The organism is Paraburkholderia humisilvae (genome assembly GCF_902859855.1).
GTDB lineage: Bacteria > Pseudomonadota > Gammaproteobacteria > Burkholderiales > Burkholderiaceae > Paraburkholderia > Paraburkholderia humisilvae.
Map to the genome: position 1 here is coordinate 22,695 of NZ_CADIKH010000030.1, position 15,163 is coordinate 37,857.

Genomic DNA, 15,163 nt, shown 5'->3' on the forward strand with positions numbered 1-15,163 from the left:
AATTACAAAAAACTCATATGTGTATGACGCTCCGTTCGTTAAGCGGACAGGCGGACGTCCGGTATGCTCTAATTTTTCCAAGCGCCGCCGGACATCTCCGGTGGACCATTCGAACACTAAAAGGAGCTGCACGATGAGTTTACGTCTTGGCGACACCGCACCTGATTTCGAACAGGATTCGAGCATCGGCCAGATCCGGTTCCACGAGTGGCTGGGCGACAGCTGGGGCGTGCTGTTCTCGCACCCGGCCGACTTCACGCCGGTCTGCACGACGGAACTGGGTCTGACGGCGAAGCTTGCGAGTGAGTTCGAGAAGCGCAACGTGAAGACGATCGCGCTGTCGGTGGACACCGCCAAATCGCACCACGAGTGGATCAAGGACATCAACGAAACGCAGGCCGCGAGCGTCGGCTTTCCGATTCTCGCCGACGGCGACCGCAAGGTGTCGGAACTGTACGACATGATTCATCCGAACGCGAACGAAACGCTGACGGTGCGCTCGCTCTTCATCATCGACCCGAAGAAGAAGGTGCGGCTGATCATCACGTATCCGGCGAGCACTGGCCGCAACTTCGACGAGGTGCTGCGCGTGATCGACTCGCTGCAGCTGACTGACAACTATCAGGTCGCGACGCCGGGCAACTGGAAGCAGGGCGACGACGTCGTCATCGTGCCGTCGCTCAAGGATGAAGAAGTGATCAAGCAGAAATTCCCGAAGGGCTACAAGGCGCTGCGTCCGTATCTGCGGATGACGCCGCAGCCGAACCTGAAGTAAGCCTCCGGCAAGCGCCAAGGCGAAGACAAAAGCCAAGCCGGGCCGCAGGTGGCCGTTACCCGCGGCCCGGCTTCTAATTTGGCCTCGCGCTTCTGAAAGTCAGGCAACAAGACCGTGTGCGTCGATCAACCGGTTCACCACCCGTATCACGAACTCCGGACTGATCGTCGCCGTGCACTGGAAGCGCTGCGCGCGGCGATCCGCGCGGCGCGGGCACCAGTCGAAATCGTCGGGATCGAACTGGTGCGCGGTGTCGTTGAAGCAGCTATTGCACGGGTGAAAGTTGATCACGCGCCACGGTGTGTGGAACTCGGTCTGCGGATGCGAAAAGCCGCTAATCATCACGACCGGCCTGCCGACCGCCCACGCGAGCCATGACAGGCCGCTGCCCAGCCCGACGAAGAACGCGGCGTGCGCGAGCAGGCTCGCGCGCTCCTGCAGCGGCCGTTCGCCGGTGAAATCCTCGGCGCCCGCCGGCATCCGGTTCAGCGCGCCGGGCTGTCCGTATGCGCGGTCACGGTCGATGCACAGCACGCGAAAGCCGAGCCGCTTCAGATGCGCGATCAGCGTCGGCCAGCCACGCGGATTGTTCCAGTACTTGCATTGGGCCGTGGCCTGCGTCGCGATGCACACGTACGGTTGCGCGATGCGCCGCGCGGTGTCCGCGACGATCAGCCGCGGCCGCCGCTCGCCGGGCGGCACGCCGAGCATGTACGCGACCGCGTCCTGCATGCTGCTCACGCGCGGGTCGGTCGGCTGGTGATCGCGTTCGTCGTAGGGGGAAAAGAGGCCGACGTGATACGTCGCATAGAACGGAGTGCCCGCTGCGGCGGCTGCGCCGGGAGCGCGATCGGAAACGAGCTGCAAAGCCGGGTAGCCAGCGCGAAAGAGCGGGTGCAGGTGGTCCGGCAACGCAACGTGCAGATCGCAGCGGTGCTGCTCGCGAAACGCGTCGATCGCTGGCATCCACGCGAGCGAGTCGCCGAGCGCAGCCGACGCGAGACGGACCAGCACAGGCTGGCCGGCTGCATCGAACCCATGCTCGAACACGAGGCGCGCGCCGTCGAACACTTGCAGGCGCGTGCGCACGAAGTACTTGCGCCGGCTCGCGACGGTCGCGCCGGCTTCGACCATTTCGTCGAACACGACGTTGTGGGTATCGATGTCGACCATCCGCACGCGCCAACCGTCGACCGGCACCTGCACGCGGCAGCCGTAGTTGAAATCGAAACGGACGCCTTCGGGCCCGTTGAACACGGGCGTGCCCGGTCGCGTAAAGCTCGATTCGGTGAGACCGTGCTGGGTGCCGGTGCGGACGGTTTCGCTCATGTTTTCTCCGAGGCGGCGCCGACAAAGTCTGTCGACCCCGCGTCGAAGATCGGAATCGGCGCATCACAAAAATGCAGCCGACACCTTAAGCGGGCGATTTGCCTGTCCGAATTGGACAACTCTTAAAACGCGCCCGTACAGTCCTGGTTTGCGGGCTAACTCAGAAGAAAGCCTGAATCCCCGTCTGAGCGCGTCCGAGAATGAGCGCATGGATATCGTGTGTGCCTTCGTACGTGTTGACCACTTCGAGGTTCACCAGATGACGCGCGACGCCGAACTCATCCGAAATGCCGTTCCCGCCGAGCATGTCACGCGCGATGCGCGCGATGTCGAGCGACTTGCCGCACGAGTTGCGCTTCATGATCGACGTAATTTCGACGGCGGCGGTGCCGTCGTCCTTCATGCGCCCGAGGCGCAGCACGCCTTGCAGCCCGAGCGTAATTTCGGTCTGCATGTCGGCGAGCTTTTTCTGGATCAGCTGGTTCGCGGCAAGCGGCCGGCCGAACTGCTTGCGATCGAGCACATACTGGCGCGCGATGTGCCAGCACGCTTCGGCCGCGCCGAGCGCGCCCCACGCGATGCCGTAACGCGCTGAATTCAGACAGGTGAACGGCCCGCGCAACCCCTTCACGCCGGGCAGCAGGTTTTCCTCGGGAACGAACACCTCGTCGAGCACGATCTCGCCGGTAATCGACGCGCGCAAACCGACCTTGCCGTGGATCGCCGGCGCGCTCAGCCCCTTCCAGCCCTTCTCGAGGATAAATCCGCGGATCTCGTCCTTGCCGTTCTCTTCGAGCTGAGCCCAGACGAGGAACACATCGGCGATCGGCGAGTTCGTGATCCACATCTTCGAGCCCGACAGCGAGTAGCCGCCATCGACTTGCTTCGCGCGCGTGACCATGTTCGCCGGGTCCGAGCCGTGGTTCGGCTCGGTCAGGCCGAAGCAGCCGATCCATTCGCCGCTGGCGAGTTTCGGCAGGTATTTGTCTTTCTGCGCAGCGGAGCCGAATTCGAAGATCGGCACCATCACGAGCGACGATTGCACGGACATCATCGACCGGTAGCCGGAATCGATCCGCTCGACTTCGCGCGCGATCAGCCCGTAGCTGACGTAATTCAGGCCCGGGCCGCCGTACTCCTCCGGAATGGTCGGGCCGAGCAGGCCGAGTTCGCCCATTTCGCGAAAGATCGCGACGTCGGTCTTTTCGTGGCGAAATGCTTCGAGCACGCGCGGCGCGAGCTTGCCCTGCGCGTAGGCCGCGGCGGCGTCGCGCACCATGCGTTCTTCGTCGGTGAGCTGCTGGTTGAAAAGCAGCGGATCGTCCCAGTGGAATTGCGCATGCGCGGCCATGATGTCTCTCCTGAATACTCGATTGCCTGATCGCTCGACTGCCGGGTGGTGACCGGGGCGCGGACGCTCGATCGTGCGTAACGTGATCTGACTTGACTTGAGTTCCGCTGTGCGAAACAATGTTTTGCAAATGACACTTGAGTGTACCATCCGATGCCACGCTCCGCACCTGCTCCCGCCAAGACAGCCGATTTACACGATTCGCCGGATTCGCCGGATTCGTCGCAGTCTGCGCCGTTCATCGACGAGCGCAAGTTCGTCGTCGCGCTTGCGCGCGGGCTCGACTTGCTGCGCGTGTTCAAGCCAGGCGAGACGCTGCTGGGCAATCGCGATTTTGTCGAACGGACCGGTTTGCCGAAGGCAACCGTCAATCGCCTGGCGTATACGCTGACGGTGCTCGGCTACCTGCGTTTTGACGAAGCGCTCGGCAAATATGCGCTTGACGCGGGCGTGCTATCGCTCGGTTTCGCGCTGCTATCCGGGACCGACACGCTCGAACTCGCGCGTCCGCATCTGCGGGCCTTTGCACGGGAGGTCGGCGCGGCGGTGTCGCTCGGGTGCCGCGACGGTCTCGACATGATCTATCTGGAAACCATCCGCAGCGAAACGGCGCTGACGCTGGGGCTTGCCTCCGGCTCGAAGCTATCGATGCTGACGAGCTCGATGGGTCGCGCGTACCTCGCGGTGCAGCCGGTCGATGTGCGCGACGCGCTGCTCGCCGAACTCGCGCAAGCGGCGGGCGACGTCGGTCAGGCACAGACGGAACAAGCGCGGGTCGAAATCGACGCATTCGAGCACGCGGGCTGTTGTTATTCGTTTCGCGCGTGGCACGACGACGTCAACGCGGTCGCCGTCCCGTTTCGCGATCCGCGCGATGGCCGCTGGCTCGTGCTCAGTTGCAGCGGACCGGCGTCATCGATGGGGGAGGAGGTGTTTCGTGAGCGCGTCGCACCGCGCCTGATGGCGCTTGCGCAACGCCTTGGCGGCCCGGCGCAGCGTGGCGCGCGGTCGCACGCACGGTGAGCCGGCGCGGCGGCTGATCAGGCCATTCTGTCAAGCCGCCCTATGCTCATTGACCACAAACAGCGGCCCTTGCACGAATCGCACGTCGTACTGCTGCAACAGATCGAACTGCGCTTCAGTCGCGACGCGGTTGAAAATCAATGGAATGCGAAGGCGGTTCGCATAACCGACGAGCGGTTTCACCATCGAATCGCGTAGTGCCGCGCCCGCGTCCATCTTGATGAAGTCGAGACGGGCCATGTCGGACACCGACAGGATTTGCCCCGCGTTCGGCAGATTCCCCGCCACCTTGAAGCCGTAATGCTGGTAGCTCTTCGTCAGATAACCGAGAAAAGTGCGATGAGCGACAGCGGCCGGCGGTAACTCGATCACGATGCGCGACGGATTCAGTCCGAACGAGATCAGTACGGTCGAAAAGTGCCGTCCATGGTCATAGCGCACGCTCTTCAGCAAGCGCTCGTGCACACGCAGAAACAACAGCCCATGCCGCTGCGCGCCGAAGAAGTTGATGGTGTGCATCGCGCGTGACATGCGGTCGAGTGCGACCAGTTCCTGGTCGTCGGAGACGTGCTCGAACGGATCGAAGGTATCCACATGCGCGCCGTTCAGCAACTGCGTGACCGCCTGAAAGCCGAGCTCGTCGCCGAACCGGTCCGCGCTTTCCGGCGCCGACGACAGCGACTGCGCGAGCGCATGCACGCTGATGTCAAAGATCGGCTCGTAGTGGCTGCCGAGTTCGAAGTCGGCGTAACGCGCGATCGCGGTGTCGCGATGAACGCCGCTACCCATACGCAAATGCTCGCGAAGAAAGGGCACGGTCGATGCGCGATCAACGAGTTGGGCAATGGTCAACGGGATCATCGTGGCGTAGGGGAGCGATCGGGCGCGCTCGATTGTTCGGCTTGTCGCCGCATCCTTTGATGGTAGCAGCGGGCGCCAGATCACGACTAACCAAATGCTGATATCGATTCACGCGGCGGCGTGCATATTAGGGTTTACGTTGATTTCACTAATCGTAATTGGTTTTACCATTCGGAACTTAACGGTTGGTCAACGGAGAACCTGCATGAACACATCGACGCGGCCCGAAAGCCACGCGGACGGTGCCAGCGGCATCGGCGACGCTGGCGGCGCGTACCAGTCCGGCTTCGCGAACGAATTCGCCACAGAAGCGCTGCCCGGCGCGCTGCCGCACGGCCGCAATTCGCCGCAGCGCGCGCCTTACGGGCTCTACACCGAACAGTTGTCGGGCACCGCGTTCACCGCGCCGCGCGGCCACAACCGGCGCTCATGGCTATACCGGATCCGGCCGGCCGCGATGCACCGGCCATTCACGCCCTTGCCGTCGGAGCGTCTGGTCGCTAACTTCGCTGACGTGCCGCCGACACCGCCGAACCAGCTCCGCTGGGACCCGCTGCCGATGCCGTCGAAGCCCACCGACTTTATCGACGGCTGGGTGACGATGGCGGGCAACGGCGCCGCCGAAGCGATGAACGGCTGTGCGATTCATCTGTATGCGGCGAACCGCTCGATGCAGGACCGTTACTTCTACAGCGCCGACGGCGAATTGCTGATCGTTCCACAGCACGGCCGTCTGGCGATCGCGACCGAGCTGGGCAAACTCGACGTCGCGCCGTACGAAATCGCGGTGATTCCGCGCGGCGTGCGCTTCACCGTTGCGCTGCCGGATGGCGACGCGCGCGGCTACATTTGCGAGAACTTCGGCGCCCTGCTGCGGCTGCCGGACCTCGGGCCGATCGGCTCGAACGGGCTGGCGAATCCGCGCGATTTCCTGACGCCGCACGCCGCCTATGAAGACCGCGAAGGCGCGTTTGAACTGGTCGCGAAGCTGAACGGCCAGCTGTGGCGCGCGGACATCGGCCATGCGCCGCTCGACGTGGTCGCGTGGCATGGCAACTACGCGCCGTACAAGTACGACTTGCGCCGCTTCAATACGATTGGCTCGATCAGCTATGACCATCCGGACCCGTCGATCTTCCTCGTGCTGCATGCGCCGAGCGATACGCCGGGCGTCGATACGCTCGACTTCGTGATCTTTCCGCCGCGCTGGCTCGCGGCCGAGGATACGTTCCGTCCGCCGTGGTTCCACCGTAATGTCGCGAGCGAGTTCATGGGGCTTGTCCACGGCGTGTACGACGCGAAGGCGGAAGGCTTTGTGCCGGGCGGCGCGAGTCTGCACAACTGCATGTCGGGGCACGGGCCCGATGCGGAAACCTTCGAGAAGGCATCGCACAGTGACACGTCGAAGCCGCATAAGGTGGCCGACACGATGGCATTCATGTTCGAGTGCCGCACGCTGATCCGGCCGACGCGTTTCGCACTCGAGCGCGCGCCACTACAGGCGAACTACGCCGAATGCTGGCAAGGCTTGCAAAAACACTTCAACCCGGAGCAGCGATGAGCCTCGAGAACTCCCTTCAGTCGACGCTCGACGCTGCGCGCCAAAGCTGGATCGATACCGCGAACGACCCGGCCTGCGATTTCCCGATCCAGAACCTGCCGTTCGGCATCTTCAGCGATTCGCGCGATCGCATGCCGCGCGCAGGGGTGGCGATCGGCGATCGGATCGTCGACCTGGGCGTGCTGGAACAGGCGGGGCTGCTGCCGTTGCCGGTTCAGCCTGACGCGATGAAAGACGGCGCGAGCGTGTTCGCGCGCGATTCGCTGAACGCGTTTATCGCGCTCGGCCGTGACACATGGCGCAGCGTGCGCGTGCAACTGAGCGCGCTGCTCGCGCGCGACAACCCGCGCCTGCGTGACGACACAGCGCTCCACGCGCGCGCGCTGGTGCGTCAGGCGGACGCGACGCTGCATCTGCCGGTGGACATTCCCGGCTACACCGACTTCTATTCGTCGAAGGAGCACGCGACCAACGTCGGATCGATGTTTCGCGACCCGAAGAATGCGCTGCTGCCGAACTGGCTGGAGATACCGATCGGCTATAACGGACGGGCGTCGTCGGTGGTGGTGAGCGGCACGCCGGTGCGGCGGCCCAATGGCCAGATCAAGCTGCCGGAGGCGCCGCGACCGGTGTTCGGCGCGTGCCGCAAGCTCGATATCGAGCTGGAGACGGGCTTTATCGTCGGACGCGGCAATGCGCTCGGCGAGCCGATTGCATGCGCCGATGCGGAACAGCATATCTTCGGCATGGTGCTGCTCAACGACTGGAGCGCACGTGATCTCCAGCAATGGGAATACGTGCCGCTCGGCCCGTTCAACTCGAAGACTTTCGCGACCACGATCTCGCCGTGGATCGTCACGCTCGATGCGCTCGAACCGTTCCGCGTCGCGCAGCCGGACCAGCAGCCGGCGCCGCTCGACTATCTGCGGCACGACGGCAGGCATGCCTTCGATATCGAGCTCGAAGTCCGCTTGCGGCCGCGGCACGCGGGCCGCGCGACGATGATCGCGCGCACGAACTTCCGCCATATGTACTGGACGATGGCGCAGCAGCTCGCGCATCACACCGTGTCGGGCTGCAATACGCGGGTTGGCGATCTGATGGGCTCAGGAACGATCAGCGGGGCCGCTGAAAACGCGTTCGGCAGCCTGCTCGAACTGACGTGGAATGGCAAGAAGCCGCTTGAGCTCGACGAAGGTGGCACGCGCATGTTTATCGAGGACGGCGATGAACTGACGCTTGCGGGCTGGTGTCAGGGCGATGGTTATCGCGTGGGTTTCGGCACGTGTATGGGCGAGGTGTTGCCGGCACGCGGGTGAAACTCTCGCGCATCCCGCACAAGGGCAATGCGCACGTGCAACGCCGCGGTGACTATTGCAACGCGCGCACCGCGGCGCGCCGTTTTTCCCACAACGCTGCGAAGAGAAAGGAAAGCGCGCTCGCCAGCAGCACGCCGATCAGCGCATCGTTGCCGATACGCTTCATCAGCGCGCCGGCGACGAGCGGCCCGCCGAAGCTCGCGACGCTCCACGACGCGCCGACCAGCGAACTCGCGGACACCAGCGCCGCGCCGCGAAAGCGCTCGCCGCATGCGACGAGCGACAGCGTATAGATCGCGCCGGCCGCGCCGCCCAGCACATACAGCAGCGGCCAGCACAGCCACGGTGTCGCGACCGCCCACGGCAGCAGTGCGAGCAGCAGCACGACGACGACGGCCGCGCCGATATGAACGCGTTCGCGGCCCAGATGGTCCGCGAGCCAGCCGATCGGGAATTGCAGCGTGGTGTCGCCGAGCAGCAGCGCCGAGGCGAAAAGCACCGCGACACTCGCTGCGAATCCGTGGGCCATCGCGAAGAGCGGAATCAGCGACAGCGCGAGCGTGTCGAATAGCGCGAAGAACCCGGTGCCGACCACCAGCGCCGGCATGCGCGGCAGCACGTGCCGCCAGTTGCCGTGCGGCTCATGCTCGCCCGCGACGCGCGGCGTCGCGCGGATCGCCGCGAGCATCGGCAGCGCGAGCAGAAAGACGGCGCCGCAGGCGAGAAAGCGCCAGCCGGCAAACGGCGCGATGCGGCTGACGAGCACCGGGCCGGTCATCTGGAACAGCGTGAAGTGGGTCGCGTAGATCGCGATCACACGGGCGCGCGACGCATCGTCGGCAAGCTGGTTCACCCATGCTTCGCCGACCGTGAACAGCAACATCAGCGCGACGCCGCACACCACGCGCAATACGCCCCAGACCCACAGGTTAGAGGTGAACTGCATCAGCGCGGTCGCGAGCGCGACCGCGAGCACCGCGCCGACGATCACCTGACGGCCACTGAAACGCGCGGCGATGCGGCTTGTCAGCGGCACGACGAGCAGGCCGCCGGCTGCTTGCGCGGCAGTCAGCAGGCCGACGACGTCGGTGCCGTAGCCGGCGTCGGTGAGCGCGAGAGCCGTCAGCGGAAGCGTTGCGCCGGTGCCGAGTCCGACCACGGCGACGCTCAGAATGAGCGCGACAAAGTCGCGCGAGAAGATCACTTTCATCGGCCGTGATGCTACTACGCGGGGCAGTGGCGTGTGCGCGGCAACGTGCGCGCGCGTGAACCCGAAAACGGCGCGATTAACCCGGTATCGCGACCCGCTGTGTGCGCCGCTCGAGCGACACCGACCAAAGCATCACCGCAACCGCGCCGGCCGCGGTCGTGACGCCGACCCACGGTAACGCGGTAAGCGGCGCACCCGCACCGATCGCCATGCCGCCGAGCCACGCACCGGTCGCGTTGCCGAGATTGAACGCGCCCTGGTTTAATGTCGATGCGAGATTCGGCGCATGGCTTGCGCGGTCGACGATCAGCATCTGCAGCGGCGGCACGATTGCAAACGCGAGCACGCCCCATGCGAATACCGTGACGAGCGCGGGAATTTCCGCATGCATCGCCGCGGCGAACACGACCAGGATCGCGACGATCGCGAGCAGGAAGCCGAGCAGCGATTGAACCGGCCGCCAGTCCGCGAGCTTGCCGCCGAGTGTGCTGCCGACCGTTAGCCCAAGCCCGAATAGCAGCAGCACGAACGTGACCGCATGCGGCGTGAAGCCGGTGACGTCTTCGAGAATCGGCGTGATGTAGGTGAACGTCGAGAAGAGACTCGCCGACGCGAGCACGCTGGTGCCGAGCACCATCAGCACTTGCGGATTCTTCAATACTTTGAACTCGTGCAACAGGCTTGCCTTCTGCATGTCGATACGCGATGGCAGGCAGACCGCGAGCGCGGCGGCGGCTAGCACGCCGATGCCGGTCACCGCCCAGAACGTCGCACGCCAGCCGACTGCCTGGCCGAGCGCGGTGCCAAGCGGCACGCCCAGCACGTTGGCGAGCGTGAGGCCGGTGAACATCAGCGCGATGGCCTGCGCGCGGCGGTTCGGCGCGACAAGCCCCGCCGCGACGACCGAGCCGATGCCGAAAAATGCGCCGTGGCAGAAAGCGGTGACGATGCGCGCGATCATCAGGACGACATAGTTCGGCGCGACCGCGCACAGCAGGTTGCCGACGATGAACACGCCGATCAGACTCATCAGCGCCTTTTTGCGCGGCATGTTCGCCACCGCGATCGCGACGATCGGCGCGCCGATGGTGACGCCAAGCGCATAGGCGGAAACCAGCATGCCGGCCGCCGGGATCGATACCGCGAGATCGCGCGCGACGTCGGGCAGCAGCCCCATGATCACAAATTCAGTCGTGCCGATGCCGAAGGCGGCGACGGCGAGAGCAAGCAGGGGCAGAGGCATGATGGGAAAGCCGGCAGGCGCCGTGCTCGCGCGCATTCGGGAAGAAGCGCGTCGGCTCAGGCAGGGAAAATCATTAGGGAATTGTACCTAAGCCAAAACCCGTGCGTCAGAGCATGCAACAAGTGTTGTTTTTTGTTGAGTGCCGGTGAATGGCAGCCGGGCGGCCCGCGTGCCGGCGCGTATGCGGTGTGTACACAGTTTTACGGCCGTATGTCGGTGTATGGCGTTAACCGTCCGATGGATCGAATGCGGCGCCGTGTCGTCCGGCGCCGCCGGCAAAACGTGTGGCAAGCGCAGCGCCTTCGCCGAATACCGCTGGGTAACCACCGGCGCCTTCGCGGCGTAACGCTTCGGCGAAGTCATCGAGCATGCTGTTTTCGAGCGCCGAACGGCGGTCGGCCAGCAGCGCGGCCTGCGGCAGCGCTGCCAGTTCCGCAGCGAGCCGCTCGGCCGCGGCACGCGCGGTGCCGTCGTCGACCACGCGGTTGGCGAGCCCGAACGCAAGTGCCTCGTCGGCGCCGAGCGCGCGCCCGGTCAGAATCAGATCGAGCGCGCGTGACAGGCCGATCAGCCGCGGCAAACGGATCGTGCCGCCGTCGATCAGCGGAATGCCGACCCGCCGGCAAAACACGCCGAGCACTGCCGACCGTTCGACCACCCGCAGATCGCACATCGCCGCAAGCTCGAGTCCGCCCGCGACCGCATAGCCGGATATCGCCGCGATCATCGGCTTCGTGAACGGCGTGCGCGTCGGGCCCATCGGGCCGGGGCCGCTACCGTCGGCATGGAGTTCGTTGCGGCGAGCGGGGTCGTTGAGTGCGCTGAGGTCCGCGCCCGCGCAGAAGGTTCCGCCCGCACCGAACAGGACTGCGGCACGCCACGCGCCGTTGGCTTCGACATGGGCGAAAGCGTCGGATAGCGCGTGCGCGGTCGGCCGGTCGACGGCGTTGCGGCGTTCGGGCCGATCGAGAACAATTGTTGCCACCGCATCGATCGCTTCGATACGGACATGTTCGCCGAATGTTTCGACGGTCATCATCGTCTCCTGACAGACAACACGCATCGCGCGGTCGGCTGTGCTCGAAAAACCACAGATGCACGCCGAAACCGCTTGCGTTGCTGACACGCGGTTTTCACAATCGACTCGTAGCGTAACCTGCTTTGCATGCCGGTTTGACGCGTGGTTCAGGCGCTTGCAGGTGTGTTGAAGCGAGCCGCCGTTTGTTCTCCGCTGTTTGTTTTCATTTGAAGCCGTCGATGTCGAACTCAGCACTGCCCGCGTGTGAACCTGTCTGGGTCGTTCAACTTTACGATCATGAATGGTACGACCACGTTCGCCTGAAACGCGTTTTTTCCACCGACGGCACCCGTCATGAAGTCGTGCTCGTCGATGCGCGTAGGCTGCTGTCCTGCGCGGACCGAGACGACACCGACTATGTGCTGCGCCCTGTGCTCGAATGGCATCCGGGCAAGATGCGCGGCATTCGCGAATTTCTCGATCCCGACAATGCGCGCATTCCGGAAATGCCTTATGTCACTGTGTCGTCGCGCCGCGCGCCGGGTCTGATCGGCTGGCTCGGCCTTGAGCACGAAGGCGTGGTCACATTCCGCAACGGCCAGCATCGCGCACGCTATCTCGCATCGGCGGGCGCGCGGTGGTTTCCGGTCGAAGTGCATGAGCGGGAGGCCGCGCTGCTTCGCCAGTATTGCGGTGCGCCCGATGATGCACGCACCGCGTTGCGGCCGAGCATGACCATCGCACAGAGCGCCGATGACACGGACGACGATGAGCAGGCCGACGACGCGTCGTTCGAACGCACGCGTCACGGCAACTTGCGCAACGGGCGCTAACGCATCATGCTCCGCGCGCCGGCTTATGCTCGATGACGTTAAGCGGCACGCCATCACTCCACGCTTTCACATTGCCGAGCGTCGTCTGCGCGATTTCGCTCATCGCCTCGCGCGTGAAGAACGCCTGATGCGAGGTCACGATCACATTCGGGAACATCAGCAGCCGCGCGAGCACGTCGTCCTGTAGCGGTGTATCCGAATGGTCTTCGAAAAACAGGCCGCCTTCCTCTTCATACACATCGAGCCCGAGGTGGCCGAGCTGCCCGCTCTTTAACGCACCGATCAGCGCATTGCTTTCGACGAGACCGCCGCGTCCGGTATTGATCAGCATCGCGCCGCGCTTTATCTTCGCGAGCGCGGCCGCATCGATCATATGGTAGGTGGACGGCAGCAGCGGGCAGTGCAGGCTCACGACGTCCGCGCTGGCAAGCAGCGTATCGAGCGGTTCGTAGCGCGCGCCGAGCGCGAGCAGATCGGCGGCCGGCGGGCCCGGATCGTATGCGATTACCTGCATGCCGAAGCCCGCCATGATGCGGCCAAACGTGCGGCCGATCACGCCGGTGCCGATCACGCCGACCGTCTTGCCGTGCAGGTCGAAACCCAGCAGACCGGTAAGCGAGAAGTCGCCCTCGCGCGTGCGAGCGACCGCGCGCGGCAGGCGCCGGTTCAGCGCGAGGATCAGGCCCACTGCGTGCTCCGCGACCGCATGCGGCGAGTACGCCGGCACGTGCACCACCGGCAGGCCGAGGCGCTGGGCCGTCACGAGATCGACGTGATTGAAGCCCGCCGAGCGCAATGCGATAAGCTGCGTGCCGCCGGCGTGCAGCTGTTCAAGTACGGCAGCATCGACGCTGTCGTTGACGAACGGACAGACGATCTCGTAGCCGTGCGCAAGGATCGCGGTCTCGCTATCGAGGTAGGACTCCTGGAAGTGCAGTTCGTAATGAAACGACGCGTTGGCTTCGTTGAACGTGTCGCGGTCGTACTGGCGGCTGCTGAACAGGATCATGCGCATCGCGGCTCCCAAAGAGCGCGCGCCGTTCCGCGCGGCGGGTTTCGCGGAGGGTTTCCGCTGTGAGTCCATGCGGATGAACTCGCGGGGGACCTTGCATTTGACCTCGCAATCGACTTTATCGAGGCCCCGGGTCTGCACCCGGCGAGTCATCACGCATGCGGAACGACGTGCAGATCAGCCAGTATCGCACCATGCGGCGCCGCCGCGGCGGACGATGCGGCGCTCATCTGCTCGAGCGCAAAGTCGACGAACGCGCGCGTCCTGCCGTTCAGGTGCCGGCGGCGCGGATAGACGAGCGAGATGTGCCGATGCGGGTCGTCGATCGTGCAGTCCGGCAACACGTGCGCGAGCGTGCCGGCAGCGAGATCGCCGGCGACAAGCGGCGCGGGCAGCACCGCGACGCCCATGCCGGCAAGCGCCGCAAGGCGTACCAGCGGCGCGCTGTTCACCGTGAAGACCGGTTCGATGGTCACCGTATGCGCGCTGCCATCCGCCTGCACGAAGCGCCACGACGCGCTGCGCCGCTCGGATGGTAGCGCGACGCATGCATGGTGCGCGAGCTCATCGGGGCGCTGCAGTGCGCCGTGTTCGTCGAGATAGGCGGCCGACGCGCAAGCGACGAGCGATTGTGTCGCCAGCGGCGTTTCGGCGAGGTCGAGTTCCGCATTCGCGGTGGAAAACGCGGTCACGATACCGACGTCGTAGCCATTGTCAGGCAGCCGCGCGAGCTGTTCCGCAAGCGCAAGCCGCACGCCTATCTTCGGATGCCGGCGATGAAAGCCGTCGACCAGCCGCGCCAACGTCTGCGGCGCAAGCGCGCCGGCTGCGACGACACGCAACAGGCCGCCTGGCTCGCGCTCCGTGCACGCGACCGCGCTGTCCAGATGGTCGAGCTCTTCGAGCAGGCCGCGGCAACCTTCGAGATAGTGCGCGCCCGCTTCGGTCAACGACAGGTTGCGCGTGGTGCGATTGATGAGACGAGCATGCAGATGCGCTTCGAGTGTCGCGATCGAGCGGGTGACGAGCGCGTTCGATACGTTCAGCTGCTGCGCGGCCCGGCGAAAGCTCTGCGTTTCGGCCACTCTGACGAAGACTCGCATCGCGTGGATCTGGTTCATGTCTGTGCGCCCTCCGGCTACGGCAGGAATGCGATACAGGCGGCATGCCGGCGATCACCAGGCCATTCCGGCATGGATGCAATATGGCTGCGACAACGATGCAATTGCGACTCGTGCTCAAAAATAATATTGACAGCCTTGCATAATTACAATATTTATAAAACCAGCGCGACCATTTCGCGCTAGTAAAAAGTCCCACCGTTGATGCAAACCGTTGCGCATAAGTTGATGAGCACAAAAAGGCCGCCCGCCTGATTCGCGGTCCCGACGTGTTGTTCGACAACCTGACGAGGAAGCGATGTCTGTCAGCCAAACAGGTAGCGGGTGAGCGTCGTTTCCCGAATGTGCGCTGCGGCGCGCCGCGCATATCTGACGCCGCTGGCTCCCTATCGCGTGCAATAAGCCGTTTCGTTTGAATCCGAAGAAAAATCGGCGGAATACGCGCGATCCTATTCTTTAAAAATGCAAGGCCTGTTTCTGATTAATTCGCAGCGGATTTTGTAAGAA

At 64.4% G+C, this 15,163-nt stretch carries 13 protein-coding genes; 5 read left to right on the plus strand and 8 right to left on the minus strand.

All coding sequences use genetic code 11. From position 1 onward, the window contains the following. Positions 1–133 precede the first annotated feature (133 nt). A complete protein-coding gene (locus HV796_RS26460; RefSeq protein ID WP_175229455.1) occupies positions 134–775 on the plus strand; it encodes a peroxiredoxin in 642 nt (213 codons plus the stop codon). Between the two features lie 99 nt (positions 776–874). Here HV796_RS26460 and HV796_RS26465 read toward each other — a convergent pair whose 3' ends face one another. Together HV796_RS26465 and HV796_RS26470 are read right to left on the minus strand one after the other, a co-directional pair. Beyond that, the gene (locus tag HV796_RS26465) at positions 875–2,104 is read right to left on the minus strand and encodes an autotransporter strand-loop-strand O-heptosyltransferase (protein ID WP_175229456.1); all 1,230 of its coding nucleotides are present in this window, start codon (positions 2,102–2,104) and stop codon (positions 875–877) included. Between the two features lie 160 nt (positions 2,105–2,264). Continuing rightward, complete coding sequence (locus HV796_RS26470; protein WP_175229457.1) at positions 2,265–3,455, minus strand: acyl-CoA dehydrogenase; 1,191 nt, start codon at positions 3,453–3,455, stop codon at positions 2,265–2,267. 153 nt (positions 3,456–3,608) lie between these two features. Here HV796_RS26470 and HV796_RS26475 point away from each other — a divergent pair, with 153 nt between their 5' ends. Beyond that, complete coding sequence (locus HV796_RS26475) at positions 3,609–4,478, plus strand: IclR family transcriptional regulator (RefSeq protein ID WP_175229458.1); 870 nt, start codon at positions 3,609–3,611, stop codon at positions 4,476–4,478. 30 nt (positions 4,479–4,508) lie between these two features. Here HV796_RS26475 and HV796_RS26480 read toward each other — a convergent pair whose 3' ends face one another. Further along, positions 4,509–5,339 carry an EAL domain-containing protein gene (locus tag HV796_RS26480; RefSeq protein ID WP_175229459.1) on the minus strand — a complete coding sequence of 277 codons (831 nt, stop codon included), beginning with the start codon at positions 5,337–5,339 and terminating at the stop codon, positions 4,509–4,511. 205 nt (positions 5,340–5,544) lie between these two features. On the opposite strand from HV796_RS26480, the gene hmgA reads away from it, so the two are divergent. Both hmgA and fahA read left to right on the plus strand, forming a co-directional pair. Beyond that, positions 5,545–6,900 (plus strand): homogentisate 1,2-dioxygenase, encoded by a 1,356-nt coding sequence (gene hmgA / locus HV796_RS26485; protein WP_175229460.1) that lies wholly within the window; start codon positions 5,545–5,547, stop codon positions 6,898–6,900. Beyond that, a complete protein-coding gene (fahA, locus tag HV796_RS26490) occupies positions 6,897–8,219 on the plus strand; it encodes a fumarylacetoacetase (RefSeq protein ID WP_175229461.1) in 1,323 nt (440 codons plus the stop codon). The genes hmgA and fahA overlap by 4 nt, the downstream gene beginning before the upstream one ends. A gap of 52 nt (positions 8,220–8,271) precedes the next feature. Here fahA and HV796_RS26495 read toward each other — a convergent pair whose 3' ends face one another. From HV796_RS26495 to HV796_RS26505, 3 genes are all read right to left on the minus strand, one after another. After that, positions 8,272–9,429, minus strand: coding sequence for an MFS transporter (locus HV796_RS26495; protein WP_175229462.1), 1,158 nt, complete (start codon positions 9,427–9,429; stop codon positions 8,272–8,274). Between the two features lie 76 nt (positions 9,430–9,505). Next, a complete protein-coding gene (locus HV796_RS26500; RefSeq protein ID WP_175229463.1) occupies positions 9,506–10,672 on the minus strand; it encodes an MFS transporter in 1,167 nt (388 codons plus the stop codon). A 226-nt stretch (positions 10,673–10,898) separates the two neighbouring features. Then, entirely contained in the window at positions 10,899–11,708 is an 810-nt protein-coding gene (locus tag HV796_RS26505) for a crotonase/enoyl-CoA hydratase family protein (protein ID WP_377693707.1), read from the minus strand. Between the two features lie 221 nt (positions 11,709–11,929). Here HV796_RS26505 and HV796_RS26510 point away from each other — a divergent pair, with 221 nt between their 5' ends. Further along, on the plus strand, positions 11,930–12,523 hold the full coding sequence (locus HV796_RS26510; protein ID WP_246356047.1) for a plasmid fertility inhibition factor family protein: 594 nt from the start codon (positions 11,930–11,932) through the stop codon (positions 12,521–12,523). Positions 12,524–12,527: 4 nt separating this feature from the next. Here the strand turns inward: HV796_RS26510 and HV796_RS26515 are convergent, their stop codons facing one another. Then, positions 12,528–13,538: a 2-hydroxyacid dehydrogenase gene (locus HV796_RS26515; protein ID WP_175229465.1), complete on the minus strand. Its 1,011-nt coding sequence runs from the start codon at positions 13,536–13,538 to the stop codon at positions 12,528–12,530. A gap of 149 nt (positions 13,539–13,687) precedes the next feature. Next, positions 13,688–14,656 (minus strand): LysR family transcriptional regulator, encoded by a 969-nt coding sequence (locus HV796_RS26520; RefSeq protein WP_175229466.1) that lies wholly within the window; start codon positions 14,654–14,656, stop codon positions 13,688–13,690. Positions 14,657–15,163 lie beyond the last annotated feature (507 nt).